The organism is Nonomuraea sp. NEAU-A123 (assembly GCF_018603905.1).
Lineage (GTDB): Bacteria > Actinomycetota > Actinomycetes > Streptosporangiales > Streptosporangiaceae > Nonomuraea.
In genome coordinates this window covers 47,933-73,912 of sequence record NZ_JAHFZZ010000027.1, presented here as the reverse complement: position 1 = coordinate 73,912, position 25,980 = coordinate 47,933, and the positions used below count along the sequence as shown (strand labels likewise).

The 25,980-nt window shown below is 69.9% G+C and carries 25 protein-coding genes and 1 tRNA gene; 18 read left to right on the top strand and 8 right to left on the bottom strand.

Annotated features, from left to right (window positions below; genetic code table 11):
- Positions 1 to 16 precede the first annotated feature (16 nt).
- Genes KLK06_RS49825 through KLK06_RS49810 form a run of 4 tightly spaced genes read right to left on the bottom strand, consistent with a single transcriptional unit; the run spans position 17 to position 5,061 of the window.
- On the bottom strand, positions 17 to 2,131 hold the full coding sequence (locus KLK06_RS49825; RefSeq protein ID WP_214642868.1) for a beta-L-arabinofuranosidase domain-containing protein: 2,115 nt from the start codon (positions 2,129 to 2,131) through the stop codon (positions 17 to 19).
- Positions 2,124 to 2,888, bottom strand: coding sequence for a carbohydrate ABC transporter permease (locus KLK06_RS49820; RefSeq protein ID WP_214642867.1), 765 nt, complete (start codon positions 2,886 to 2,888; stop codon positions 2,124 to 2,126). Before KLK06_RS49820 ends, KLK06_RS49825 begins: the two co-directional genes overlap by 8 nt.
- On the bottom strand, positions 2,885 to 3,799 hold the full coding sequence (locus KLK06_RS49815) for a carbohydrate ABC transporter permease (protein WP_214642866.1): 915 nt from the start codon (positions 3,797 to 3,799) through the stop codon (positions 2,885 to 2,887). Before KLK06_RS49815 ends, KLK06_RS49820 begins: the two co-directional genes overlap by 4 nt.
- Positions 3,796 to 5,061, bottom strand: coding sequence for an ABC transporter substrate-binding protein (locus KLK06_RS49810; protein WP_214642865.1), 1,266 nt, complete (start codon positions 5,059 to 5,061; stop codon positions 3,796 to 3,798). Before KLK06_RS49810 ends, KLK06_RS49815 begins: the two co-directional genes overlap by 4 nt.
- A gap of 124 nt (positions 5,062 to 5,185) precedes the next feature.
- Here KLK06_RS49810 and KLK06_RS49805 point away from each other — a divergent pair, with 124 nt between their 5' ends.
- The 9 genes from KLK06_RS49805 to araA all read left to right on the top strand — a co-directional run bounded on the left by KLK06_RS49805 (position 5,186) and on the right by araA (position 15,925).
- Positions 5,186 to 6,193 (top strand): LacI family DNA-binding transcriptional regulator, encoded by a 1,008-nt coding sequence (locus KLK06_RS49805; protein ID WP_214642864.1) that lies wholly within the window; start codon positions 5,186 to 5,188, stop codon positions 6,191 to 6,193.
- A 337-nt stretch (positions 6,194 to 6,530) separates the two neighbouring features.
- A complete protein-coding gene (locus KLK06_RS49800; RefSeq protein ID WP_214642939.1) occupies positions 6,531 to 7,514 on the top strand; it encodes a LacI family DNA-binding transcriptional regulator in 984 nt (327 codons plus the stop codon).
- Between the two features lie 74 nt (positions 7,515 to 7,588).
- A complete protein-coding gene (locus KLK06_RS49795) occupies positions 7,589 to 8,566 on the top strand; it encodes an ABC transporter substrate-binding protein (protein WP_308168799.1) in 978 nt (325 codons plus the stop codon).
- Positions 8,567 to 8,627: 61 nt separating this feature from the next.
- Positions 8,628 to 10,151 carry a sugar ABC transporter ATP-binding protein gene (locus tag KLK06_RS49790; RefSeq protein ID WP_250907274.1) on the top strand — a complete coding sequence of 508 codons (1,524 nt, stop codon included), beginning with the start codon at positions 8,628 to 8,630 and terminating at the stop codon, positions 10,149 to 10,151.
- Positions 10,148 to 11,161, top strand: coding sequence for an ABC transporter permease (locus KLK06_RS49785; RefSeq protein WP_214642863.1), 1,014 nt, complete (start codon positions 10,148 to 10,150; stop codon positions 11,159 to 11,161). Before KLK06_RS49790 ends, KLK06_RS49785 begins: the two co-directional genes overlap by 4 nt.
- Positions 11,158 to 12,141, top strand: a complete 984-nt coding sequence (gene yjfF / locus KLK06_RS49780; protein ID WP_214642862.1) for a galactofuranose ABC transporter, permease protein YjfF — start codon at positions 11,158 to 11,160, stop codon at positions 12,139 to 12,141. Before KLK06_RS49785 ends, yjfF begins: the two co-directional genes overlap by 4 nt.
- 42 nt (positions 12,142 to 12,183) lie before the next feature.
- A complete protein-coding gene (gene araB, locus KLK06_RS49775; protein ID WP_308168798.1) occupies positions 12,184 to 13,830 on the top strand; it encodes a ribulokinase in 1,647 nt (548 codons plus the stop codon).
- On the top strand, positions 13,827 to 14,474 hold the full coding sequence (locus KLK06_RS49770; protein WP_214642861.1) for an L-ribulose-5-phosphate 4-epimerase: 648 nt from the start codon (positions 13,827 to 13,829) through the stop codon (positions 14,472 to 14,474). Before araB ends, KLK06_RS49770 begins: the two co-directional genes overlap by 4 nt.
- Positions 14,471 to 15,925 (top strand): L-arabinose isomerase, encoded by a 1,455-nt coding sequence (araA, locus tag KLK06_RS49765; protein ID WP_214642860.1) that lies wholly within the window; start codon positions 14,471 to 14,473, stop codon positions 15,923 to 15,925. The genes KLK06_RS49770 and araA overlap by 4 nt, the downstream gene beginning before the upstream one ends.
- Here araA and KLK06_RS49760 read toward each other — a convergent pair.
- Complete coding sequence (locus KLK06_RS49760) at positions 15,922 to 16,362, bottom strand: PLDc N-terminal domain-containing protein (RefSeq protein WP_250907273.1); 441 nt, start codon at positions 16,360 to 16,362, stop codon at positions 15,922 to 15,924. The two genes, araA and KLK06_RS49760, sit on opposite strands and share 4 nt — an antisense overlap.
- A gap of 21 nt (positions 16,363 to 16,383) precedes the next feature.
- On the opposite strand from KLK06_RS49760, the gene KLK06_RS49755 reads away from it, so the two are divergent.
- From KLK06_RS49755 to KLK06_RS49745, 3 genes are all read left to right on the top strand, one after another.
- Positions 16,384 to 17,586 (top strand): FAD-binding protein, encoded by a 1,203-nt coding sequence (locus KLK06_RS49755; protein WP_214642859.1) that lies wholly within the window; start codon positions 16,384 to 16,386, stop codon positions 17,584 to 17,586.
- Between the two features lie 90 nt (positions 17,587 to 17,676).
- On the top strand, positions 17,677 to 18,387 hold the full coding sequence (locus KLK06_RS49750; RefSeq protein ID WP_214642858.1) for an LLM class flavin-dependent oxidoreductase: 711 nt from the start codon (positions 17,677 to 17,679) through the stop codon (positions 18,385 to 18,387).
- Positions 18,388 to 18,423: 36 nt separating this feature from the next.
- Positions 18,424 to 18,816 carry a DUF3224 domain-containing protein gene (locus KLK06_RS49745; RefSeq protein ID WP_250907272.1) on the top strand — a complete coding sequence of 131 codons (393 nt, stop codon included), beginning with the start codon at positions 18,424 to 18,426 and terminating at the stop codon, positions 18,814 to 18,816.
- A 1-nt stretch (position 18,817) separates the two neighbouring features.
- On the opposite strand, the gene KLK06_RS49740 is transcribed toward KLK06_RS49745, so the two are convergent.
- The gene (locus tag KLK06_RS49740; protein WP_214642856.1) at positions 18,818 to 19,159 is read right to left on the bottom strand and encodes a hypothetical protein; all 342 of its coding nucleotides are present in this window, start codon (positions 19,157 to 19,159) and stop codon (positions 18,818 to 18,820) included.
- A 20-nt stretch (positions 19,160 to 19,179) separates the two neighbouring features.
- Entirely contained in the window at positions 19,180 to 19,599 is a 420-nt protein-coding gene (locus tag KLK06_RS49735; protein ID WP_214642855.1) for a hemerythrin domain-containing protein, read from the bottom strand.
- Positions 19,600 to 19,652: 53 nt separating this feature from the next.
- Here KLK06_RS49735 and KLK06_RS49730 point away from each other — a divergent pair, with 53 nt between their 5' ends.
- Together KLK06_RS49730 and KLK06_RS49725 are read left to right on the top strand one after the other, a co-directional pair.
- Positions 19,653 to 20,354, top strand: a complete 702-nt coding sequence (locus KLK06_RS49730; protein ID WP_214642854.1) for a TetR/AcrR family transcriptional regulator — start codon at positions 19,653 to 19,655, stop codon at positions 20,352 to 20,354.
- Positions 20,335 to 21,426 carry a methyltransferase gene (locus KLK06_RS49725; RefSeq protein ID WP_250907271.1) on the top strand — a complete coding sequence of 364 codons (1,092 nt, stop codon included), beginning with the start codon at positions 20,335 to 20,337 and terminating at the stop codon, positions 21,424 to 21,426. Before KLK06_RS49730 ends, KLK06_RS49725 begins: the two co-directional genes overlap by 20 nt.
- A 6-nt stretch (positions 21,427 to 21,432) precedes the next feature.
- On the opposite strand, the gene KLK06_RS49720 is transcribed toward KLK06_RS49725, so the two are convergent.
- Positions 21,433 to 22,407 carry a helix-turn-helix domain-containing protein gene (locus KLK06_RS49720; RefSeq protein WP_214642853.1) on the bottom strand — a complete coding sequence of 325 codons (975 nt, stop codon included), beginning with the start codon at positions 22,405 to 22,407 and terminating at the stop codon, positions 21,433 to 21,435.
- Positions 22,408 to 22,413: 6 nt separating this feature from the next.
- Here KLK06_RS49720 and KLK06_RS49715 point away from each other — a divergent pair, with 6 nt between their 5' ends.
- The 4 genes from KLK06_RS49715 to KLK06_RS49700 all read left to right on the top strand — a co-directional run bounded on the left by KLK06_RS49715 (position 22,414) and on the right by KLK06_RS49700 (position 25,805).
- Positions 22,414 to 23,469 carry a type III polyketide synthase gene (locus KLK06_RS49715; RefSeq protein WP_214642852.1) on the top strand — a complete coding sequence of 352 codons (1,056 nt, stop codon included), beginning with the start codon at positions 22,414 to 22,416 and terminating at the stop codon, positions 23,467 to 23,469.
- Entirely contained in the window at positions 23,466 to 23,969 is a 504-nt protein-coding gene (locus KLK06_RS49710; protein WP_214642851.1) for an isoprenylcysteine carboxyl methyltransferase family protein, read from the top strand. The genes KLK06_RS49715 and KLK06_RS49710 overlap by 4 nt, the downstream gene beginning before the upstream one ends.
- Before the next feature lie 94 nt (positions 23,970 to 24,063).
- Positions 24,064 to 25,590: a von Willebrand factor type A domain-containing protein gene (locus KLK06_RS49705; protein ID WP_214642850.1), complete on the top strand. Its 1,527-nt coding sequence runs from the start codon at positions 24,064 to 24,066 to the stop codon at positions 25,588 to 25,590.
- A gap of 142 nt (positions 25,591 to 25,732) precedes the next feature.
- Positions 25,733 to 25,805, top strand: a tRNA-Ala gene (locus tag KLK06_RS49700).
- Positions 25,806 to 25,980: the final 175 nt, after the last annotated feature.

The following is a 25,980-nucleotide window of genomic DNA, read 5'->3' as shown; positions in this document are numbered from 1 at the left end:
TCCTCCATGGGGGGTGTTACTCGGCGACGGGCAGCCAGACGCGCATGGTGGCGGGGCCGCGGTTGCCCCACCGGTGGTACGGCACCAGCCGCAGCACGGTGTCCACGCCCTCCACCGCATCGGCCACCGGCCCGTACGGCCAGCCATTGGCCTCCGGAGCGCCGAGCACAACGGCGACCTCCACCTCGACGACGGGATCCGCGGGCTCGACGGATCCGCCGGGCGTGCCCGTGACGGGATCCGCGGGCTCGACGGGCGCGCCCGCGACGGGAACGGGCGCGCCCGTCTCGGAACCGGCCGCCTCCGGCGTGGGGGCGGCTGCGGACGCCCTCGCCGGAGAGTCGGCCGGGTGGCCGGTGGGGTGGTCATTGGGGTGGTCGGCCAGATGGTCGGTCAGGTGGTCGGTGGGTGGGGAGGAGACGCGGGCGGCCACGTCGGCGAGTGGGGGCTCGTCGGCGACGGACTCCGCGCAGTAGACGAGCGGCCCGCGCTCCACCGCGACGCTCCCGCGCAGCGCGTCCACGCGCCGGTCGGGGAAGGTCCACCGGGGAGCCATGGGCAGCTCGAGACGGATCTCGTCACCGGGCCGCCAGTCACCCTCGACGACCGCGTACCCGGGCTCGACCTCGCGAGCACCCGACATATGCGAAATGTCGGACGTAGCCGCGCCCAGCCCGGCGCCCAGCCCGGCGCCCAGGCGCGAGCCGGGCCCCGCGACCGGCCCCCCGCCCGGTCCGCTCGCGCCGGACGGCGCGGCCGGCCCGTACGAGAGCGTCGCGCCCTTCGCCCAGGCGGGGACCCGCAGTGAGATCCGCCCGCTGCCGCCCGACAGCACCCGCACGCGCACCCCGCCCGACCACGGATACCCGGTCTCCACCCGCACCCCGAGCGACCCGTGGGTGATCTCGCCGGGCGTGAAGTGGTGGATCTGCAACCCGCCCGCATCGGAGGTCGCCACGTAGGCGGCCAGCGAGGCGAGCGTGCGGGCGATGTTGTGCGGGCAGCACGACACGTCGAACCACGGCGACCGCAGCCCGCCCTCGGCGGCGTGGTTGACCCCCTCCAAGGGCTCGGCCGGCACCCGCACGCGCAGCGGGTTGGCGTAGAAGAACGACTTTCCGTCCAGCGCCACCCCGGTGGCCAGCACGTTGTACAGCGTCCGCTCGGCCAGGTCGGCGTACCGGGCGTCGCCGGTGGCCAGCAGCAGCCGGTGCGCCAGCATGATCGACGCGATGCCCGCACAGGTCTCGGAGTAGGCGCGGTCCGGCGGCAGCTCGTAGTCGTCGCCGAAGGACTCGTCGGCGTGCCGCGAGCCCATGCCGCCCGTCAGGTGGGTGCGCCTGGCGACCGCGCGCTCCCACTGCGCCTCGACGGCCTTGAGCAGCTCCACGTCGCCGGTCTCCACGGCCACGTCCACGACGCCGCCGGCCAGGTAGAGCGCCCGTACGGCATGCCCGCGCAACGACTGCGCCCGCCGTACCGGGACGTCGTCCTGGAAGTATGCGCGGCCGAACGGGATCTCGCCCAGCGCGGGCAGGCCGCGGCGTTCGACGAAGCGGCGGGCCATCTCCAGGTAGCGGTCGGTGCAGGTGGCCCGGTACAGCTCGACCAGCGCCATCTCCACCACGGGATGGCCGCAGGTCTCCGAGGTGTCCATGAAGCGGCGGCAGATGTGGTCCGCCGCCCGCGTGACCACCTCGGTCAGCCGGTCCTCGCCGTGCATGCGGAGCCTGGCGACCCCGGCCTGGATGAGGTGGCCGTAGCAGTACAGCTCGTGGCCCCACTCGAAGTCGGTGTAGCGGTTGCCGGTCCAGCGGGTGTTGAGGTAGCCGTCGCCCTCCTGGGCTCTGGCCACGGTCTCGGCCAGCTCGGGCAGCGCGGGGTGGTCGGCCCACGCCATCGCCTCCAGCAGCTTGTAGGTCTCCGAGTCGCTGAACTCCCTGCCCTTGCGGGGGAGACGGCCGCGGAAGTTGCCGATCCAGCCTTCGCGTTCCTCCCATTCCTGGCAGTGGGCGATGGTGACGTCCCGGTTGAGGGCGATGCGGTCGCCCCAGAAGCCGGGCGCCAGGCGTACCGCGTCCAGGCCGAGGGGGGACAGCACGCCCGATGAGGGCAGGACAGGATTAGCCACGCAGAGCTCCCGACATGAATCCGCGCACGTAGTGGCGCTGCAGAATGACGAACAGGATGAGACAGGGCAGGGCCATGACCATGACACCGGCCTGGAGCATGCCGTAGTCGATGGCGCCGAACGTGCCCTGGGTCATGCTGACCACGGCCACCGGCAGGGTGAACGACGAGCCGTCGTTGAGCAGGATGAGCGGCGCGAAGAAGTCGTTCCACGAGGCCAGGAAGGCGAACAGGCCGACCGTGACCAGAGCCGGCCGTACGGCGTGCAGCAGGATCCGGGAGAAGGCCCGGAAGGTGCCGCAGCCGTCGACCAGCGCCGCCTCCTCCAGCTCGCGCGGGATCGCCTCGAACGCGTTGCGCATCATGAACAGCGCGAACGGCAACTGGAACATCACGAACACCAGCGACAGCCCCAGCAGCGAGTTCTGCAGGCCGAGGTAGCCGAGCAGCACGTAGAGCGGGATGAGGATCGTCGCGTAGGGCACCATGAGGATCGCCAGCGTGGCCAGGAACAGCAGGTTCTTGCCGGGGAAGTCGAACCGGGCGAACGCGTAGCCGCCCAGCGCGGAGACGATCAGCGTCCCGGCGACGGTCATCGACGACACCAGCACGCTGTTGGTGGCGTAGGTGCCGACGCCCTCGCCGTACGCGGCCATGTTCAGGTAGTTCTGCGGCTTCTCCAGTGACGCCCAGCCGCTCCACAGCAGCGGGAACAGGAACAGGATGGCCAGCGCCGTGACCGTGGAGTAATACCTCACCTGAGCCTCCGCATCAGCAGCGTGTTGAGCCCGACCAGGGCGATCAGCAGCACGACGGACAGCGCCGCCGCCCCGCCGAGGTCGAAGCGGAAGAACGCGTCGCGGTAGACGACCATGACGATCGAGGTCGTGCTGTTGTCCGGGCCGCCGTTGGTGAAGATGAAGAACTGGTCGAAGGCCAGCAGTGAGCCCGTCACGCTGAGGATCAGCATCAGGGCCAGCGTCGGGCGGAGCAGCGGCAGCGTGATCTTGGTGAAGATCTGCCAGCGGTTCGCGCCGTCGCTCCTGGCCGCCTCGTACACCTCGACGGGGATCGACTGCAGGCCGGTCAGCAGGATGAGCATGTTGAACCCGGCGAAACGCCACAGCACCAGCGCGATCGTGGAGAACAGCGCCATGTTCGGGGTGCCGATCCACTTCACCGGCTCCTTGGTGATGCCGAGGTTCTGGAGCAGCGGGCCGATCGGGCCGAAGTCGTTGTTCAGCATGCCGTAGAACAGCAGCGCGGCGGCGGCGAAGCCGACGGCTCCGGGCAGGAAGAACGCGGTGCGGAAGAAGGCGACGCCGGGCCGCCGCTCCTGCACCAGCAGGGCCAGGCCGAGCGCCACCGTCGACAGCAGGACGGTGGTGATGGCGGTGTACTTCAGCGTGAAGAGCACCGCGTCGAAGAACAGCGGGTTGTTCGGGATCTTGGTGTAGTTGTCGGGGGCGTTGAACACCGCCTGCCCCAGCAGCGGCCAGCGGTTCAGCGACATCCAGACGACCAGCACCAGTGGCGCGAGGAACAGGACGCCGACGATTACGGCGGTCGGTGCGGCGTACAGCCAGCCCTGAGCCTGTCTTCCCCGCCAGCGGGCGGACGGCACGGTGTGTGCCGCCCGTCGCTTGGGCTTGCCGAGGGTCAGAGTCATTGCTGGAGAGATTTCGTAATCTCTGCGTTCAACTGGGGCACCTTCGAGGCGTCGCCGAACACCGCTTCACGGGCCAGTCGCAGCCAGGGTCCCTGCGGGTCGTTGAACGTCTGGCCGAAGCGCAGCGCGAACGGCGTCTGCCCCTTGGCGACCAGCGAGTTGATCAGGACCACCCGCGGGTCCTCCGCCGAGTACTTGTTGTTGGACAGGTCGGTACGCGCGAGCACGTCCTTGTTCTTCGCCATGACCTCGACCTGCGCCTCGTCGGACACGGTCCAGGACAGGAACTCCCAGGCCGCGTCGGCGTTCTTGGAGGTCGAGGAGATGCCGATCGAGTCGCCACCCACGAACGTCGACTCGCCGCCGTCGGGACCGGCGATGGGCGTGACGCCGATCTTCATGTCCGCGGGCATCGTGCCGAGCGTGGTCGACGGCATGGGCATGACGCCGATCTCACCCTTGGGGAAGAAGCCGGTCCAGGTCGGGCCCTGCTCCTCCTTGGCCGTCGGGCCGGTGACCTTCTTCTCGTACAGGTCGCGGTAGGTCTTGAACACCTCGGTCATCGCGGGCTGGTCGTTGAGCGAGGTGGTGCCCTCGGGGTTCATGACCTGGGCGCCGGCCGCCCAGACCGAGGGCCAGAAGGTGAAGACGTAGCAGCCGCCGCAGTTGCCGCCGAAGAACGTGCCGTGCACCTTGCCGTCCTTGCCCAGCTTCTGCTGGATCGTGGTGGCCTGCTCGGCGAACTCCTTCAGCGTCTTGGGCCCCTTCTCCGGGTCGAGCCCGGCCTTGCTGTACAGGTCCTTGTTCCAGAACCAGACCGACAGGTCCAGCGTGTGGGGGAGGGTGTAGAGCTTGCCGTCCAGCGTGCCGAGCTTCATGTGGGAGGGCGCGAGACCGTCCTTGTACGGCAGGGCGCCGACCCTGTCGGTGATGTCCATGAACAGGCCCTGCGAGGTGTAGTTCGGGACGAAGATCACGTCGGCGGCGAACACGTCAGGGAGCTGCTTCGCCCCCGCCGCGGCCGCGATGCGCGGCTGGTAGTTGTCCGTCGGGATGACGGTCAGCTTCACCTGGTTCTTGTGATTGCTGTTGTAGGCCTTCACCAACCGCTCGCTCTGGGCCTGCGTCGCCGCGCGGGTCCACATGGTGATCGTGACCGGGCCTGCCGCCTGTGGCTGCTTATCGCTCCCACCGCTGCCGCAGGCGGCGGCTGTGAGCGCTAACAATCCGAGGAAGGCGATCCCAGCCAGCCGTAGTCTCATGGTTGTCTCCTTCGGGACCCCCGTGAACTGAAAGGTTTTCGGAAACGTAGAAGAAACATCCGGGCCTGTCAATGGGTGTTAGGGTTTGACCCAGATATCGGTGACTGAAAAGGGTTTCGTAAATATGGCGGGTAGGCGCGCGACCATCAACGACGTGGCCTCCCTGGCGGGGGTGTCGATCGCCACGGCCTCCAAGGCGCTCAACGGACGGCAGGACGTGCGGGCCTCGACCCGGCAGCGCGTGCTCGCCGCGGCGGAGGAGCTCTCCTTCCAGCCGAACGCGCTGGCCAGGGGGCTGCTGTCCGGGCAGACGCGCACGGTCGGGCTGCTCACCTCCGACAGCGCGGGCCGGTTCGGCATACCGGTGCTGCTCGGGGCGGAGGACGCCTTCGGCGCCGGGGAGATGGCGGTGCTGCTCTGCGACGCCCGCGGCGACGCCATCAGGGAGCAGCACCACCTGCGCGCGCTGCTGTCGCGCCGCGTCGACGGGCTGATCGTGGTGGGCGAGAGCACCAACCCGCGGTCCTCCGTCAGCAGGGATCTGCCGGTTCCCGTGGTGTACGCCTACGGGCCCTCCGAAGATCCCGAGGACGTGTCGTTCGTGCCGGACGACGTGGGCGGGGCGGCGATGGCCGTACAGCATCTGGTGGCGCTGGGCCGGCGCAGGATCGCGCACGTCACCGGGCCCGCCCACTACAAGGCGGCGCGCGACCGCGTCGAAGGGGTGGAGCTGGCGCTGACCGAGGCGGGCCTCACGCAGGCGGGGGAGACACTCTGGGGGGCGTGGTCGCAGCGGTGGGGACGGCACGCGGCGGAGATGCTGCTGATGTCACAGCCGGAGATCGACGCGGTGTTCTGCGGCAGCGACCAGATCGCGGCCGGGTTCGTCGAGGGCGCCCGCGAGCGGGGGCGGCGGGTGCCCGACGACATCGCGGTGATCGGCTACGACAACTGGGAGGTGCTGTCCACCGAGACGCGCCCGGCCCTGACGACCGTGGACATGAACCTGGAGCTCCTCGGCAGGACGGCCGCCCAGCACCTGTTCGCGGCCATCGACGGGCGGGCGACGCCGGGCGTCCACCGCATGCCCTGCCAACTGGTGATCCGCGACTCCACGGCGTCGTCGTCGTGAACGTGCCCGGGCGGGGAGGGCAGGTCCCCGCCCGGGCACGGGTCTTTCCGAGCCGGAGTAAGGTCACACGGCTCGCAGGCCCCTGATCAGCGCGGATAAGACCGTTCGCGGCATGGTCAGGGACTCCTCGGCTCTGTTAGCGTTAACATTCTGGGTGAGCGTTCACCACCAGGTGAAGGCCAAGTTAAGAGGAGCGCGCCGCGACGTCAAGAGACATCGTGTGACGCGACCGTAATCGGACGACCCCTTGACGAGACCTGTTGTTAACGTTCACAGTCATGCCAAGCCAGGAAGGGAGCACGCAGTGGGATCGACCCAGGGGCGTCGCCCGCCGGTCATGGCCGACGTGGCCAAAGAGGCCGGGGTATCGCACCAGACGGTCTCACGCGTGCTCAACGAGCATCCCAACGTGCGCAGCGAGACCCGCGCGAGGGTGCAGGAGGCGATCGACAAGCTCGGCTACCGCCGCAACCTCGTCGCCCGCGCTCTGGTCACCAAGCACTCCAGGACGCTCGGCGTGGTCAGCTTCGACACCACGCTGTACGGCCCGGCCAGCACGGTCTACGGCATCGAGCAGGCGGCCCGGGCGGCCGGCTACTTCGTCAGCATCGTGAGCCTCAAGTCCATCGACAAGCTCGGCGTCAACGACGCCCTCGACTACCTGACGGACCAGGGCGTCGACGGCATCGTCGTGGTCGCGCCGCAGCGGTCGGCCGCCCAGGCGCTGGCCGAGCTCCCGTTCGGGGTGCCGACGGTCGCCGTCGAGGGCGGCGAGGCCGGCGAGGCCTCGGTCGTCTGCGTCGACCAGGTCGAGGGGGGCAGGCTGGCCACCGAGCACCTGCTCTCCCTGGGACACGAGACGGTCTGGCAGATCCGCGGCCCCTCCGACTGGCTGGAGGCCGAGGGACGCGTGGCCGGGTGGCGGGCCGCGCTCAAGCAGGCGGGCCGTCCGGCCCCGGAGCCGCTCACCGGAGACTGGAGCCCGCGCTCGGGATACGAGGCGGGGCGCAGTCTGGCGAGCATGAAGGACGTCACAGCGGTGTTCGTCGCCAACGATCAGATGGCGCTGGGCGTGCTGCGGGCGTTCACCGAGCAGGGGGTGAGAGTGCCCGATCAGGTGAGCGTCGTCGGTTTCGACGACATCCCCGAATCGGAGTTCTTCTCGCCGCCGCTCACCACCATCAGGCAGGACTTCGGCGCGGTGGGCAGGCACAGCATCGAGGTGCTCCTTCGGCAGATCGAGGGCCAAGGCTCCCACGAGCGCGAACGCCTCGTGGTCCCGCCCTCGCTCATTCCCCGGGCCAGTACGGCCCGGCGGTAGCCCGTACACCAGAGACAGGGCGGCGCTGACACGACGCGGTTCGATGTTAGCGCTCACACCAGAAGGGACCCCACGTGTTGAAGAGGATCTCGGCGTTGATGCTCGCCGGGCTCACCGCGATGGCGGTGGGCGGCTGCGGTGGCAGTGGCGGGGGCGGTGCCGCGTCGGGCGGTGGCGCGATCACTATGGGCTTCTCGCAGGTCGGCGCGGAGAGTGGCTGGCGCACCGCGAACACCAAGTCCGTGCAGGACTCGGCCAAATCCGCGGGCATCACCCTGAAGTTCTCGGACGCCCAGCAGAAGCAGGAGAACCAGATCAAGGCGATCCGCTCCTACATCCAGCAGAAGGTGGACGTCATCGCCTTCTCGCCGGTGGTGGAGTCGGGCTGGGACACGGTGCTCAAAGAGGCCAAGAACGCGAAGATCCCGGTGATCCTCACCGACCGGGCCGTGGACTCCAAGGACACCACGCTCTACAAGACCTTCCTCGGCTCGGACTTCGTGGAGGAGGGCAAGAAGGCCGGCAAGTGGCTGGTGGATGAGTACAAGGACAGCAAGGACCCGGTGAACATCGTCGAGCTGCAGGGCACCACCGGCTCGGCCCCCGCCAACGACCGCAAGTCGGGCTTCCAGGAGGTCATCGGGGCGGATCCCAAGTTCAAGATCGTCGCCTCGCAGACCGGCGACTTCACCAGGGCCAAGGGCAAGGAGGTCATGGAGGCCTTCCTGAAGTCCACTCCGGACATCGACGTCCTTTACGCGCACAATGACGACATGGGGCTGGGTGCGATCGAGGCCATCGAGGGCGCGGGCAAGGTGCCCGGCAAGGACATCAAGATCATCACGGTCGACGCCGTCAAGGACGGCATGCAGGCGCTCTCCGACGGAAAGATCAACTACATCGTCGAGTGCTCCCCGCTCCTCGGCCCGCAGCTGATGGACCTGGCCAAGAAGGTCGTCAAGAACGAGACCGTACCGACCCGTGTGATCACGGAGGAGACGGCGTTCAACCAGGAGCAGGCCAAGGCCGCGCTGCCCAACCGCCAGTACTGACCGTTGACGGGGCCGGCCCGCGCGGCCGGCCCACTCTCAAGAGGAGGAGAGGGGCGCCGAGATGGCCGTACCCGCGCCGATCCTGCAGATGAGCGGAATCGGCAAACAGTTCCCCGGCGTGAAGGCTCTCGACGGCGTGGACCTGCGACTGCTGCCGGGCGAGGTGCACGCGCTCATGGGCGAGAACGGCGCGGGCAAGTCCACCCTGATCAAGGTGCTCACCGGCGTCCACCCCATCGACGCCGGCACCATCGAACTGCTCGGCGAGCCCGTCGCGTTCGGCAGCCCGCTGGCGGCGCAGGGGGCCGGCATCAGCACGGTCTACCAGGAGGTCAACCTCTGCGCGAACCTCTCGGTCGCCGAGAACATCTTCGTCGGCCGCGAGCCGCGCCGCTGGGGCCGGATCGACTGGCCCCGGATGCGGGCCCGGGCCGCGGAGCTGCTGGCCCGGCTGGAGCTCGACCTCGACGTCTCGGCGCCCCTGTCGACCTACTCGCCGGCCATCCAGCAGATGGTCGCCATCGCGCGGGCCATCGACATCGAGGCCCGGGTGCTGATCCTCGACGAGCCGACGTCCAGCCTCGACGCGGTCGAGGTCGAGCAGCTCTTCAAGGTGATGCGCAGCCTCAAGGAGGAGGGCATCGCGATCCTGTTCGTGTCGCACTTCCTCGACCAGGTCTACGAGATCTCCGACCGGATGACGATCCTGCGCAACGGGCGGCTGGTGGGTGAATACCTCACCAAGGAGCTCAGCCAGGTCGAGCTGGTCGCCAAGATGATCGGCCAGGAGCTCGCCGCGCTGGAGAAGCTGCACGGCGAGGCCAAGGTGTTCGACCGCTCGCTCCTCGAGGCGCGCGGGCTCGGCCGGGCCGGGGCGATCGAGCCGTTCACGCTGACCGTCCACGAGGGCGAGGTCGTGGGGCTGGCCGGGCTGCTGGGCTCGGGCCGTACCGAGATCGCGCGGCTGCTGTTCGGCGCCGACCACGCGAGCGCCGGCGACGTGACCATGGACGGCACGGCCGTCTCGTTGCGCACGCCGCGTGTCGCGATGAACCACCGGATCGCGTTCTGCTCGGAGAACCGCAAGTCGGACGGGCTGATCCCCGACCTCACGCTCCGGGAGAACATCATCCTGGCCCTGCAAGCCACCAGGGGCTGGACCAGGCCGGTCCCGCGCGAGCAGCAGGACGAGCTGGTCGGTAAGTACATCACCGCGCTGAAGATCAGCCCGCCCAACCCGGAGCACCTCGTACGCGACCTCAGCGGCGGCAACCAGCAGAAGGTCCTGCTGGCCAGATGGCTGATCCTGGAGCCGCGGCTGCTCATCCTCGACGAGCCCACCCGCGGCATCGACATCGGTGCGAAGACCGAGATCCAGCGCCTGGTCGCCCAGCTCTCCGACGGCGGCATGGCGGTGCTGTTCATCTCCGCCGAGCTGGAGGAGGTGCTGCGGCTCAGCCACAAGGTCGGCGTCCTGCGTGACCGCAGGCTGGTCGCCGAGCTGCCCAACGACGACGACCTCACCATGGACGTGCTCATGGAGACCATTGCAAGTGGCGGCGCGAGCGGAGGCCGAGCGGAATGAGACGCCTGCTCTGGCCGGCCGTCATCCTGGCCGTGCTGCTCCTCGTCAACGTGTTCTTCACCGCGAACTTCTTCTCGATCCAGATGCGCGACGGCCACCTCTACGGCAGCCTGATCGACATCCTGCGGTTCGGCGCCCCGCTGATCCTGGTGTCGCTCGGGATGACGCTGGTCATCGCGACCGGCGGCATCGACCTGTCGGTCGGCTCGGTGGTGGCGATCTCGGGGGCGCTGGCCTGTCTGCAGATCAGCCAGGACGCCGGCGTCTTCACCGCCGTGGTGCTGGCGCTCGGCCTGTCGGTGCTGCTCGGGGCGTGGAACGGCCTGCTCGTCGCGGTCGTCGGCATTCAGCCGATCATCGCCACGCTGATCCTCATGGTCGCCGGGCGCGGCCTGGCCCAGTTGATCACCGGCGGGCAGATCATCACCATCAACAGTCCCTCGTACAAGATCATCGGTGGCGGCTACTGGCTGACCGTGCCCTTCGGCATCCTCCTGGTCGCGGTGGTCCTGGCGATCACCGTGTTCCTCACCCGCAGGCTGGCCCTCGGGATGCTGATCGAGTCGGTCGGCGGCAACGCCGAGGCCAGCAGGCTGGCCGGCATCCGCTCGCGCGGCATCATCATCATGGTCTACGCGTTCGCCGCGCTCTGCGCCGGCGTTGCCGGGCTGATGATCAGCTCGAACGTGTCCAGCGCCGACGGCAACAACGCCGGCCTCTGGGTCGAGCTCGACGCCATCCTGGCCGTGGTCATCGGCGGCACCTCGCTGTCGGGCGGGCGCTTCTCGCTCGGCGGCACCGTGCTGGGCGCGCTGATCATCCAGACGCTGACCACCACCATCTACTCGATCGGCGTGCCGCCGGAGACCACGCTGCTGTTCAAGGCGCTCGTGGTGACCGCGGTCTGCCTCATCCAGTCGAAGTCGTTCCGCGAGAAGGTGTTCGGCCGGCGCCGCCGAGCCGTGCCGCCCAGCCCGGCGGCGGAGGAGAAGGTCCGGGTGACGGCATGACGACCGTGACGCTCAACGGCCTCAGGACGATCCCGGCCAAGTACGTGCCCGTCCTGGTGACCGCCTGCCTGTTCGTGGCGATGTTCGTCGCGGGCGGCATCCGTTATGAGGGCTTCGCCAGCGGGCAGGTGATACTCAACGTCTTCATCGACAACGCCTTCCTGCTGGTCGTGGCCGTCGGCATGACGTTCGTGATCCTCACCGGGGGGATCGACCTGTCGGTCGGCTCGGTGGTCGCGCTGTCCACGATGATCTCGGCGAGCCTGATGAAGGGGCCCGGGTGGCCGCCGTACCTGGTGATCCCGCTGGTGCTGCTCATCGGCTCCGCGCTGGGGATGGTGATGGGGTACATCATCCACGCCTTCGAGATCCAGCCGTTCATCGTCACGCTGGCCGGGATGTTCCTGGCCAGGGGGCTGTGCTACACGATCGGCACCGACTCGATCCCCATCGAGGACCCGACGTTCACGGCGTTCGCGCAGACCAGGATCGACCTGTTCGCCGACCTGTGGATCTCGCCGAGCGTGATCATCGCCGCGGTGGTGGTGCTGGTGGCGGCGTACGTGCTGCACTACACGCGCCTGGGCCGCTCCGTCTACGCCACCGGGGGCAGCGAGCAGTCCGCGTTGCTGATGGGCCTGCCGGTGGCCCGGACGAAGATCACGGTCTACACGATCAGCGGGTTCTGCTCGGCGCTCGGCGGGGTGCTTTTGTCGTTCTACATGCTCTCCGGGTACGGTCTGCACGCCGTCGGCATGGAGCTCGACGCGATCGCGGCGGTCGTCATCGGAGGTACCCTCCTGACCGGCGGCTCGGGATTCCTGCTTGGTACCGTGCTGGGCGTGCTGGTGCTGGGCCTGATTCAGACGGTCATCAGCTTCGAGGGCACGCTGAGCTCCTGGTGGACCAAGATCTTCATCGGCCTTCTGCTGTTCGTCTTCATCCTGCTTCAGCGCCTATTCTCGGCACGCCGAACCTGACCTCCGGGGCGTCCCTGTCGTGGCGGATTCAAGGGAGATTATGTGAACGCTAACAACACCTACGTGATCGGTGTCGACTTCGGCACGCTGTCCGGCCGCGCCGTGGTGGTGCGGGTGGGCGATGGCGCCGAGGTCGGCAGCGCCGTGCACGAGTACACGCACCGCGTCATCGAGGAGCGATTGCCCGGCTCCGAGATCCGGCTGGGACCCGACTGGGCGCTGCAGTCCCCGCAGGACTGGCTGGACGTCCTGCGCACCGCCGTGCCGGAGGCGGTGGCCGCCGCGGGGATCGACCCGGCGCAGGTCGTCGGCCTCGGCACCGACTTCACCGCGTGCACGGTGCTGCCGACCACGCGCGACGGCACGCCGCTCTGCTTCCAGACGCCCGAGCGGCCGCATGCCTGGCCCAAGCTGTGGAAGCACCACGCGGCGCAGGCGCACGCCGACCGCATCAACGAGCTGGCCGCCCGGCGCGGGGAGAGCTGGCTGCCGCGCTACGGCGGCAAGATCTCCTCGGAGTGGGAGTTCGCCAAGGGCCTGCAACTGCTCGAGGAGGACCCGGAGACGTACGGCCGGACCGAGCGATGGGTCGAGGCGGCCGACTGGATCATCTGGCAGCTCACCGGGGTCGAGACGCGCAACGTCTGCACCGCCGGATATAAAGGCATATTTCAGGACGGGAGCTACCCCTCAGAAGACTTCCTGGCCGCACTCAACCCCGATTTCTCCGGATTTGTCGGCAAATTGGGGCAGGAGCTGTCGCCGCTGGGCGGGCTCGCCGGGCGGCTGACCGCGCAGGCCGCCGAGTGGACCAAGCTGCCCGAGGGCATCGCGATCGCGGTCGGCAACGTCGACGCGCACGTCACCTCCGCCGCGGCCGACGCGGTCCGGCCCGGCCAGATGGTCGCGATCATGGGCACCTCCACCTGCCACGTGATGCCGTCCGACCAGCTCGCCGAGGTGCCCGGCATGTGCGGGGTGGTCCGCGACGGGATCGTCCCAGGGCTGTGGGGATATGAGGCGGGACAGTCGGGCGTGGGCGACATCTTCGCCTGGTTCGTCGACAACGCCGTGCCCGCCTCGTACGCAGGGCTCGCGGCCGAGCAGGGCCGGTCGGTGCACGACTACCTGACCGAGCTGGCCGCCGCGCAGCGGGTCGGGCAGCACGGCCTGGTCGCGCTCGACTGGCACAACGGCAACCGCTCGGTGCTGGTCGACCACGACCTGTCCGGCGTGGTCGTCGGCCAGACCCTGGCCACCAGGCCCGAGGACGTCTACCGCGCGCTCATCGAGGCCACCGCGTTCGGCGCCCGGGTGATCGTCGAGACGTTCGAGGCGTCGGGCGTGCCGGTGGCGGAGTTCGTGGTCGCCGGTGGCCTGCTGAAGAACCGCTTCCTCATGCAGGTCTACGCCGACGTACTGCGCAGGCCGCTGTCGGTCATCGTCTCCGAGCAGGGCCCCGCGCTCGGCTCGGCGATCCACGCGGCCGTCGCGGCGGGCGCGTACGACGACATCGAGCAGGCCGCGGCCGCGATGGGCGCGCGGCAGGAGAACGCCTACGTGCCCGACGCGGAGCGGGCCGACGCCTACGACCGGCTCTACGCCGAATACCGCACACTGCACGACTACTTCGGGGACGGACGGATGCTGCACACGCTACGCGCGATCAGGAACGAGGCGAGCAGATGAGAAAGACAGTCTGCGACCTGCACGCCGAACTGGTGCGCAACAACCTCGTCGCCTGGACCGCCGGGAACGTCTCCGGGCGGATCCCCGGTGAGGACCTGTTCGTCATCAAGCCGTCCGGGGTCTCCTACGACGAGCTGACCCCGGAGAACATGGTCGTCTGCGACCTCGACGGCAACCTGGTCGAGGGTGAGCACGCGCCGTCCAGCGACACCGCCGCGCACGCCTACGTCTACCGCGTCATGCCGGAGGTGGGCGGGGTGGTGCACACCCACTCCACCTACGCCACCGCTTGGGCGGCGCGCGGTGAAGCCATCCCGTGCGTGCTGACCGCCATGGCCGACGAGTTCGGCGGCGAGATCCCGGTCGGGCCGTTCGCGCTGATCGGCGACGACTCCATCGGCCACGGCATCGTGGAGACGCTCAAGGGACACCGCTCGCGGGCCGTACTGATGCGGAACCACGGCGTCTTCACCATCGGCCCCACCCCCAAGGCGGCGGTGAAGGCGGCGGTGATGTGCGAGGACGTCGCCCGCACCGTGCACGTGGCCCGGCAGCTCGGCCAGCCGCTGACCATCCCCCAGGACGACATCGACCGCCTGTACGACCGCTATCAGAACGTCTACGGACAGAGGAGCCCGCGTTGAACATCTGGTTTCTGACCGGCAGCCAGGGGCTGTACGGCGAGGACACGCTGCGCCAGGTCGCCGAGCAGTCGCAGCGGATCGCCGCCGCCCTCCCGGTGACCGTCGAGTGGAAGCCCGTGCTCACCGACGCGGCCGCGATCAGGCGCGTGATGCTGGAGGCCAACGCGGACGACTCGTGCGCCGGCGTGATCGCCTGGATGCACACCTTCTCCCCGGCCAAGATGTGGATCGCCGGGCTCGACGCGCTGCGCAAGCCGCTGCTGCACCTGCACACGCAGGCCAACGTCGAGTTGCCGTGGAGCTCCATCGACATGGACTTCATGAACCTCAACCAGGCCGCGCACGGCGACCGTGAGTTCGGCCACATCCAGACCCGGCTGGGCGTGCCGCGCAAGACCGTGGCCGGGCACGTCAGCGATCCGTTCGTGGCCGACCGCGTGCTCGCCTGGTCGCGGGCGGCGACGGGCCTGGCGGAGGTACGCACGCTCAAGCTCGCCAGGTTCGGCGACAACATGCGCGACGTCGCCGTCACCGAGGGCGACAAGGTCGAGGCGCAGCTCCGCTTCGGCGTCTCGGTCAACACCTACGGTGTCAACGAGCTGGTCGAGGTCGTGGACGCCGCCTCCGACGCGGACGTGACGGCGCTGGTCAAGGAGTACGCGGAGCTCTACCGGGTGGCGCCGGAGCTGCTGGGCGAGCGGCACGAGTCGCTGCGCTACGCCGCCCGGATCGAGCTGGGCCTGCGCGGCTTCCTGGAGGCGGGCGGGTTCCGCGCGTTCACCACGAACTTCGAGGACCTCGGCGGGCTGCGCCAGCTCCCCGGCCTGGCCGTGCAGCGGCTGATGGCCGACGGATACGGCTTCGGCGGCGAGGGCGACTGGAAGACCTCGGTGCTGCTGCGCACGCTCAAGGCCATGGCGCCGGGCGGCACCTCGTTCATGGAGGACTACACCTACAACCTGACGCCGGGCGAGGAGCTCATCCTCGGCGCGCACATGCTGGAGGTCTGCCCGTCGATCGCCTCGGGCACCCCGACGTGTGAGATCCACCCCCTGGGCATCGGCGGCCGGGAGGACCCGGTGCGGCTGGTGTTCGACGCCGAGCCCGGGCCCGGCATCGTCATCGGGCTCGCCGACATGGGGGACCGGTTCCGGCTGGTGGCCAACGAGATCGACATCGTCGCGCCGCCGCACCCGCTGCCCAACCTGCCGGTGGCGCGCGCGGTCTGGCGGCCCCGCCCGAACCTGCGTACCTCCGCCGAGTCCTGGCTGACCGCGGGCGCGCCGCACCACACGGTGCTCTCGACGGCGGTGGGCGCCGAGGAGCTGAGCGACCTGGCCGACATGCTCGGCGTCGAACTGCTGATCATCGACGCGGACACGACGGCCCGCAGCTTCGCCAAGGAACTGCGCTGGAACCAGGCGTACTACCGGCTGGCGCAGGGCTTCTAAGCGTCTTCGTCGGGTGGTTTCGGGGCGTTCTTGCGTTGTTCCTCCGCTCGCTCGCGGAGGCGGCGCAGGAACTCCTCGTCGTCGTCGGGGTTGGTCGCGGTCGCGGGCCCCGGCCGGTCGTACTCGGGGAACCCGGTCGGCCGCGCCGCCTGGACCGCCTGCGGCCGCCCGGCCACCAGCCAGATCACGGAGCCGACCAGCGGGAACAGCAGCACGACGAGCACCCAGAGGATCTTCGGCAGGTTACGGCACGCCTCTTCCGGCGTGGTGATCGCATCGAACAGGCAGTACAGCCAGAGCACCATCGTGGCCAGGCCGAGAGCCTCGGACAGGTAGAGCACGGAATTCTCCTTGGCGACGCCCTCGTCAGGAGCGCCTTTGTCGTCGGCGCTTTCGTCGCGGCACTCGAAAATAGCGCCCGCTCGCGGCGCCGACAAGAGGTATGGAAGGGTAAAGCGGTGACGCTGAAGAATTGGGCGGGAAATATCGCCTTTCAGGGGAAAACCGTCCACCATCCCTCCACTCTCGACGAGCTTCAGAACCTGGTCGCCGACACGGCCAACATCCGGGCATTAGGCAGCGGCCACTCCTTCAACGACGTCGCCGACACGACGGGCGACCTCGTCACCCTGGACCGCCTGCCGTCCGAGGTGGAGATCGACAGCGCCGCGGCGCGCGTGCGGGTCGGCGCGCGGACGACGTACGCGGAGCTCGCGCCCGTCCTGCACGCGAACGGGTTCGCGCTCGGCAACCTGGCCTCGCTCCCGCACATCTCGGTGGCGGGCTCGTGCGCGACCGGCACGCACGGCTCCGGTGGCGGCAACCAGAGCCTGTCGGCGGCCGTGGCGGCGCTGGACCTCGTCACCGCCGACGGCTCCCTGATCACCCTTCGGCGGGGTGCGGCCGACTTCCCCGGCGCGGTCGTGGCGCTCGGCGCGCTCGGCGTCGTCACCTCGGTCACGCTCGACCTCGTACCCGCCTTCGAACTGCGCCAGTACGTCCGGGAGGACCTGCCCGACGACTTCGACTTCGAGGCCGTCATGTCGGCCGGATACAGCGTCAGCCTGTTCACCGACTGGCTGTCGACCCGCGTGTGGCTCAAGCGCCGCACCGAGCTGCCCGCCGGCGACTGGCACGGCACCCGCGCGGCCGACGGCCCCCGCCATCCGGTGCCGGGCATGCCGGCCGGGAGCTGCACCGAGCAGCTCGGCGTGCCCGGGCCGTGGCACGAGCGGCTGCCGCACTTCCGGGCCGACTCGCCGCCGAGCAGCGCGGGCGACGAGCTGCAGTCGGAGTTCCTGCTCCCCAGGGCGCGCGCGGCCGAGGCGCTGGGCGAGCTGCGGGCCATCGGCGACCGCATCAGGCCGGTGCTGCAGATCTCCGAGGTACGCACGATCGCCGCCGACGACCTGTGGCTCAGCCCCTACAACGGCCGCGACACGGTGGGCCTGCACTTCACCTGGGTCAAGGACACGGCGGCGGTGCTGCCGGTGATCGAGCTGGTCGAGGAGCGGCTGGCGCCGTTCGATCCCCGGCCGCACTGGGGCAAGCTGTTCACCCGGTGGCCGTCGTGCCCGGAGCGCTTCCGTGACCTGGTGGGGCGCTATGACCCGGCGGGCAAGTTCCGCAACGACTTCGTGCGGATACTGCTGGGGGAGTAGGCGGGCCGGCCGGGCTTGCGCCCGGCGGGGTAGCGGATCACCGGTCTCGGGGACGATGTCTCGCGGGGGCCGGTGGCCGATCGTGGGAGCATGACCACGCACCCGTTCAGATTCGGCGCCGTCGCCGGTCACGATCTCCATCCCGACGGCTGGGGCGAGCTGGGCCGCCGCGCGGAGGGCCTCGGCTTCACCACACTGCTGGTGCCCGACCATGTGTCGGGCGTGCGGTCTCCGTTCGCCGCCGCGGCCGTCGTCGCCGCCGCGACGACCACCCTGCGCGTCGGGACGTACGTCGTGGACGTTCCTTCCTGGACGCCGGAGAGCGTGGCGCGGGAGACGGCCGGGTTACGCGCGTTCAGCGGCGGCCGGTTCGAGCTGGGCCTGGGCGCGGCCCCGCCGGTGACGGGCGACACGCCCGCCGAGCAGGTCAGGCGACTGGCGAGGACGGCCGCCGCAGTACGCGACGTGCCGATCCTGATCGCCGCGTCCTGCAGCGGGCTGCTCAAGGTGGCCGCCGAGAAGGCCGACACGGTGGCTCTGTGGCTGCCGCCGTGGTGCGCCGAGGCGCAGGTGGCCGCGATGCTGGACGAGCTCTACGAGCTGGCCGGTGACCGCTACGACCACCTGGAGCTCAGCATGGGCCTGGCTACCGAGGGCACGGGGGTGCTGACCAGAACCCCGGACCAGATGGCCACCACCTTGCGCGAGCGCAGGGACAAACTCGGCATCTCGTACGTGACAGTGAACGTGGAGTCCATGGACTCTTTCGCTCCCGTTGTGGCCATGCTCAGCGGTACCTGACCGTTCCTGACAGGTATCCCCGTCACCATGGGACGCATGACAGCAAAGGGAACCTTCGACACCGCCGACTGGAACGCCCAGCCCCCGTACGAGGAGGCCGACGGCGTCTCGCTCGGCCACGTCACCCTGGGCAAGACCTTCCACGGCGACCTGACCGGCACCAGCGTGGTCCATCTGATCGTGGCGGGGACCCCGGTGGAGAACTCGCGGGCGTATGTGGCGATGGAACGGGTCGTGGGCAGCCTGGACGGGCGGACGGGCAGCTTCGTGTTCCAGCACTTCGCGGTGGGCGACCGGGGCGAGCAGTCGCTGCGGGTCGCGGTCGTACCGGACTCCGGGACCGGCGAGCTGAGCGGCCTCAGGGGCGAGATGGACATCCTCATCGCCCCCGACGGCTCGCACTCGTACGTCTTCGACTACCGGCTCTGAGCTATGAGGCCGGGGTGGTGTTCAGCCCGTTGATCGCGGCCTGGACCGTCGCCAGGTCGCCCAGGATCACTTCGTTGCGGTCCCGGTCGGTGTGCAGGCGCCAGTGGGTTTCGGCCACCGCCTCGGGGGCGGCCGGAGAGCCCGGGGCGATGGCGGCGCCGATGGGGACGTGGCCCACATGGACGCCACGGTCCGACACCGCCTGCGCCAGGGCGAGGACATAGTTGCGCAGCCCCGCCACGGCGATGCCGATGTTGCCCAGGAAGTCGATCGGGTGCACGGCCGAGATGCCCGAGGTGAACAGCAGCGTGCCGGAGCCGCGTTCGAGCATCCCGGGCAGCACCGCACTGAACGGCGTTGGGGCTAGAGCCCCTCGGGAAAATCGGTCATCGCGTTGAGCAGCGGCACCAACTGCTCCTCCTCGTAGTCGAGGTGCGCCTCCAGCTCGCGGGAGAGCCGATCGAGCTCGGCGCCGACGTCGTCGGTGTCGCCCCCATCCGGCAGCTCGCGGATCCGGGCGAGCAGCCGCGCCACCACCTGGTGCTCGGCGCGCAGCCGTGCCAGCACCTCCGCCAGCTCGGGATGCGCGCCCTCCAGGTGCGGGAACAGGACGCCGTCCTCGCCGGTGTGATGGGCGTGCAGCGCGTCGCAGAACGTCAGGCAGTGCTCCCGTAGCTGGGGCCGCGAGCCGGGCGCCCGCCGCAGCTCCGCGAGCTCCCGCCGGAACCCGTCGTGCAGCTTCACCAGCTCGTCACCCATGGCGATGAGTCGTTCGGCGCTCATGTCGGCTACCTCCAAGCGAGTTTCTATACGCGTATAGAAAGTAGCATGGCATCATGCCCGCGCGCACAGGACGGCCACCCAAGATCTCCAGAGCGGACATCGTGTCCGCCGCTCACCGGATCATCGAGGCCGAAGGGACGGAGGGTCTGACGATGCGCAGGCTGGCCCGCGAGGTCGGCACCACGCCCATGGCCCTCTACCACCACGTACACGACAAGGAAGAACTCCTCCTGCTCCTGCTCGACGACTACGCGGCGGAGATGCCCCGGCCCGAGCTCCCGGACGAATCGGCCGAGCGGATGGCGGCGGCGGCCGTCGCCCTGCACGACGCGCTGGCGGGCCGCCCGTGGATCGTGGATGTCCTCAGGGCGGACGACCTGCTCTCGGTCAACGCGCTGTGGTACCCGGAGACGATCATCGACGCGGCCGTACGCGCCGGGCTGACCCTGGAACGGGCCGTGGACGCGTACCGGATCATCTGGCACTACACGGCGGGGGAGATCACCGCGCGGGCGGCCGCGCGGCGCAGGCGGGAGGAGGGCGGGCCGACCTATCGGCGGCGGGTGTTCGCCGAGCTCGACGCCGAGGCGTTGCCGCGCCTCGCGGCGGTGGGGGATCGGTGGGAGGAGCTCACCGCGCGCGACACCTATGGCGAGGGGCTGCGTGCGCTCGTCGTGGGGCTCCTGGCGAACCGATTCGCCATGGGCGGGCCGTCCATGAAACGGTCGGGGTCTGATGATGATCCGATGGACTGAGGCGGGCGAGGAACGTTCGGCGCCATGGCGCTCCGCGCTGGGCGCGCCGCCGCCGAAGCGCGTGGTGATCGCCGACGACCGGATGAAGGCCGACGTCGCCTACCGCCTGGCCTGCGAGGGCACCGCCCTGCTGTGGCGCGGCGACTTCCAGAACGCCCGCCAACTGCTCCAGGCGATGGGGCGCCGGTGCAAGCCGGCCGATCCCGGCGCCACGTTCTACCAATACCGCCAGGCCCAGGGTCAGCGGGCGCGCACGCTCGGCATGCTGCTGATCCCGTACGACGAAGGCCACCTCATCTCGCTCGCCCGCGCTCCCGACGTACGGCAGGCGTGCGAAGAGGTCTACGGCCCGGCGGCGGGCCCGGTGGTGGGCCAGCTACGCGAGCTGCTCGGCCTGATCGGGGCGCACGAATGGCGGAAGAAGGGCGTCGAGGTCCCGGCGCTGGATGCCCGGATCCATCCGCACTACGGAGTTTTCTCCCCGATTCGCGGCGAATACGTTGATCTGGTGGCCCAGGCGCCCCTGGCCGACAAGCGGCTGGCCTTCGACCTCGGCACGGGCACCGGCGTGCTGGCGGCGGTGCTGGCCAAGCGGGGCGTCGAGCGGGTCGTGGCCACCGATCTCGACCCGCGCGCCGTGGCTTGCGCCCGCGACAACCTGGCCCGGCTGGACCTGGCCGACCGGGTCGAGGTGGTGGCCGCCGACCTGTTCCCGCCGGGGCGCGCGCCGCTCGTCGTGTGCAACCCGCCCTGGCTGCCCGCCAAGCCGTCGTCGCTGCTCGACCAGGCCGTGTACGACCCCGGCGGGCGTATGCTCCAAGGTTTTCTCGACGGCCTGGCCGATCACCTGGAGCCGGGCGGCGAGGGCTGGCTGGTGCTGTCGGATCTGGCCGAGCACCTGGGGCTGCGCTCCCGCGCCGACCTGATGGCCGCGTTCGACGCGGCGGGGCTGCGGGTCACCGACCGGCTCGACACCCGGCCGCGCCATCGGCGCGCGTCGGATGACACCGATCCGCTCAGCGCCGCGCGGGCCGCCGAGGTGACGTCCCTGTGGCGGCTCGCGGTGGGGTGAAGCCTGTCACGTGTCGCTGAAGGCGCGCCGGTAGGCCGAAGGCGACGTACGCATCGCGCGGGTGAAGTGGTGCCGGAACGTCACGGGGCTCTCGAACCCCACGGCGGCCCCGATCTCCTCCACCGGCGCGGCCGTGCCCTCCAGCATCGGCAGGCTGGCCGCCACCCGCTGGGAGATCACCCAGCGCAGCGGGCTCGTGCCCGTCTGCCGTTTGAAGTGCCTGATGAACGAGCGTTCGGACATGTGCGCCACCCTGGCCAGGTCGCCGACGCTGATCGGCTGTGCCAGGTGGTCCATGGCCCAGGCCATCGCCCTGGCCACCGCGTCGTCGTCCTCGACCGGCGTCACCGCGGCCTGGATGAACTGCGCCTGCCCGCCCTCCCGATGCGGCGCGATGACCAGGCGGCGGGCCACCGCGTTGGCGACGTTCGGGCCGTGGTCGCCGCGGATCAGGTGGATCAGCAGGTCGAGCCCGGCCGCGCTGCCCGCGCTGGTCAGCACGTCGCCGTCGTCCACGTACAGCACCGAGGCGTTGACGGACACCTTGGGGAAGCGCTCCTGGAGCAGCTCGGCGTACTTCCAGTGGGTGGTCGCCTCGCGCCCGTCGAGCAGCCCGGCGGCGGCCAGCGCGAACGCCCCCGAACAGATCGACACCATGCGCGCGCCCCGATCGTGCGCCAGCCGCAGCGCCGCGACGAGCTCGCCGGAGACCTGCCCGCGTACGTCGGCCACGCCGGGGACGATCACGGTGTCGGCCGCGGCCAGCACGTCGAGCCCGTGCGCCGCCTGCAGCGTGAACCCGCCGACCGCCCGGAGCGGCTGGGACGTCTCGGCGCAGACCTTGAGGTCGTACCAGGGCACACCGAGTTCGGGCCGGGGGAGCCCGAAGATCTCCACCGCACACCCCAGCTCGAACGGCGACATCCCATCGAACGCGAGCACGGCGACACTCGGCAGTCCAGCGCGTACGGGCATGAGCATGGCCGCATGTTAGCCCGCCCCTCTCAGCGGAAGAAGAGATATATGCACATTTCGGGGGTACAGACCGTTTTGCCCGATTACCGCTACGAGCAGGCGGAGATCACCGAGGCATTCTCCCGCTTGACCGAGGCCGACCACGACCAGCTCGAACGCTTCCACGAGGCCACCGGCGTCCAGAGCCGGAACCTGGCGCTCCCGCTGGCCGACTACGCCAAGCTCGACTCGTTCGGTCGCGCCAATGACATCTATCTTGAGATCGCGCTCGATCTGGGCGAACGGGCGCTCCGCGGCGCGCTGGACAAGGCGGGCGTATCCCCGCGGCGGGTGGATCACCTGGTGTTCTGCTCGACCACCGGCCTGGCCACGCCGTCCATGGACGCGCGGCTGGTGCAACGTGTGGGGCTGCGGCCGGACGTCAAACGGGTGCCGATGTTCGGGCTGGGCTGCGCGGCGGGGGCGTCGGGTCTGTCGCGGCTGAACGACTACCTGCGCGGCTGGCCCGAACAGGTCGCGGCGCTGGTCTGCGTGGAACTGTGCTCGCTGACCATCCAGCGCGACGACACCTCGATCGCGAACCTGGTCGCCAGCGGCCTGTTCGGCGACGGCGCGGCGGCCGTCGTCGCGGTGGGACGCGGCCAGGGCCCGGAGGTGGTGGCCACGCGCAGCAGGCTGTACTCGGGCACCGAGCACCTCATGGGCTGGCAGGTGAGCGAGAGAGGCTTCCACCTCATCCTGGACGCCGAGCTCACCGGCTTCGTGGAGAAGGTGCTCGCGGGCGACATCAGGAGCTTCCTCGCCGACAACGGGCTCACCCCGGAACAGGTCGGCACCTGGATCTGCCACCCGGGCGGCCCGAAGGTGATCGACAAGATCGTGGAGCCGCTGGGCCTGGATCCCTCGGCTCTGGAGGTCACGCGGCGGTCACTTCGTGAGCACGGGAACATGTCGTCGGTCTCCGTCCTGCACGTCCTGCAGGAGACGCGCGGCCGTCCGGGCCAGCCGGCCGTGCTCCTCGCCCTCGGGCCCGGTTTCTCGGCCGAACTGCTCCTGCTGCACTGGTGAGTCCCTACACGATCCTGATCGGGCTGGTCGCCGCCGAACGGCTGGCCGAGCTCGCCGTGGCTCGCCGCAACCTGGCCTGGGCCAGGTCGAAGGGCGGCATCGAGTACGGCAGGCGGCACTATCGCTGGATCGTCCTGGCCCATACCGGTCTGTTGCTGGCCTGTCCGGCCGAGGTGTGGCTGTTCGACCGGCTCTTCATCCCGGCGCTCGGCTGGCCGATGCTCGCGATCGTCCTGCTGGCTCAGGGGTTGCGCTGGTCGTGCATCGCCGCCCTGGGGCGGCAGTGGAACACGCGTGTCGTGGTGGTGCCGGGGATGCCGCTGGTCAGCGCCGGGCCGTACAGATGGCTGCGTCATCCGAATTACGTGGCCGTGGTGGCGGAAGGGGTGGCACTGCCGCTCGTACATACCGCTTGGCTTACGGCGCTGGTGTTCACGCTGGTGAACGGGGTGTTGCTCGCGGTCCGGGTCCGGGTGGAGGAGGCGGCGCTGGCCGGCTGAGCGGATCACGTGTTGATCGCGGTTTGCGCTCGCTTGCGTCACCGGCCCGGCCAGGCCATTTCCGGGAGCCGTCATAGGGCCGGAGGTGGTTGCGATGAAATTTCGTCCTTTAGTCGCCAGTGTCGGGGTCGTTGGGCTCCTGACACTGGCCGCCTGTGGCGGCTCGGGGGGATCCCACGAAGGCTCCACCGCGCGGGCGCCCGCTACCGGTCCCGCAGCACCAAGAGCGTCGGCCAAGTCCGGGGCCAAGTCGCCCCAGGATGCCAAGCCTCAGTCTCAGCCTCAGTCTCAGGCGAGTGCCTCTCCGGAGACTCAGGAGGACACGTCCGCGGCGCAGATCTCGACGTTCGCCCTGGACGTGGACACCGCTTCGTACACTTATGCCCGCCGCACCCTCCAGGAAGGCCGCTGGCCCGAACCGGGGCAGATCCGGCCGGAGGAGTTCGTCAACGCGTTCCGGCAGGACTACGCGCAGCCGGCCGACGACGGGTTCACCGTTCACGTCGACGGCGCCAGGATGCCGTCACGCAACCAGGCCGTCCTGCGCGTCGGGCTGCAGACGCGCGGCTCCGACGCGGCGGCGCGGCGGCCCGCCAACCTCACGTTCGTGGTCGACGTGTCGGGCTCGATGGCCGAGCCCGGCCGGCTCGACCTGGTGAAGCAGGCCCTGCACACGCTGATCGACCAGCTCGCGCCGGGCGACCAGGTGTCGATCGTCTCCTTCAGCGACGAGGCCAAGGTACTGGCCTCGATGACGCCGCTGGCCGCACGTTCCGAGCTGCACGCGGCGGTCGACCAACTGGCCGTGGCCGGCAGTACCAACCTGGAGTCCGGGCTGGTCACCGGCTATGAGGAGGCGGCCAAGGCGTTCCGCCCCGCGGCCACCAACCGGGTCATCCTGCTCTCCGACGGCCTGGCCAACCAGGGCAGCACCGAGTGGCGTTCCATCCTGGACCGGGTCAAGGAGTACGCGGGCCGGCAGGTCACCCTGCTGACCGTGGGCGTCGGCCGGGACTACGGCGACGAACTGATGGAACAGCTGGCCGACAACGGCGACGGCGCCGCCGTCTACGTCAGCACACAGGAGGACGCGGACAAGGTCTTCGCCACCCAGCTCCCGGCCACGATCGAGCTGCGGGCGCGCGACGCCAAGGCGCAGGTCGTGTTCAACCCGTCGGTCGTGGAGGGCTACCAGCTCATCGGGTACGAGAACCGGGCCCTGACCACCGAGGAGTTCCGCGACGACAGCCGCGACGGCGGCGAGGTCGGCCCCGGCCACTCGGTCACGGCTCTCTACGCGGTACGCCTCAAGTCCGGCGCGACGGGGCAACTGGCCCAGGCGACCGTACGCTGGCAGGACCCCGACACCAGGAACCCCTCCGAGACGAGCAAGTCGGTGGACGTGGGCGCCCTGAACGAGTCGGTGTGGGGGAAGGCACCGATGCGGCTGCAGGTGGATGTGGTGGCGGCGGCCTTCGCGGTGTACATGCGGGACCGGGAGGCGTTCGGGCTGGACCTGCCGACACTGGGGGACCAGGCCAGGCGGCTGGCGGGCGCGGCGGAGGACCCGATGGTGACGGAACTGGCGGGACTCATCGACAAGGCCCGCTCGGTCGGGTAGCCGCTGTCGGCGTACTTCCGGGCTCTTCCGGCTGGGTCGCTTTCCGCAGGCTGGGTCGCTTCTTCGGAAGCGGCCCGTTGCCTGTGGGTGGCGGGCTGGGACGTGGTGGGGCTGGAGTCGGATACACTTGTGGACGGTTCGAGGGGCTATAGCGCAGTTGGTAGCGCGCCTCCATGGCATGGAGGAGGTCTGGGGTTCGAATCCCCATAGCTCCACTCACACCCCCCAAAGGGCTTCATCGGGGCGCTTCGCGCTCAAGGACCTCAGACACTATTTCCAGTCGGGCCTGACCCCGACCCCTGAAGGCCCTCCGCTCCGCTCCGGACGTTCTTTTTCAGGCCCGCCCGTTACCCGATTCGGTGGTTGGCGAGTTGCCGCCCACCCCGGCCA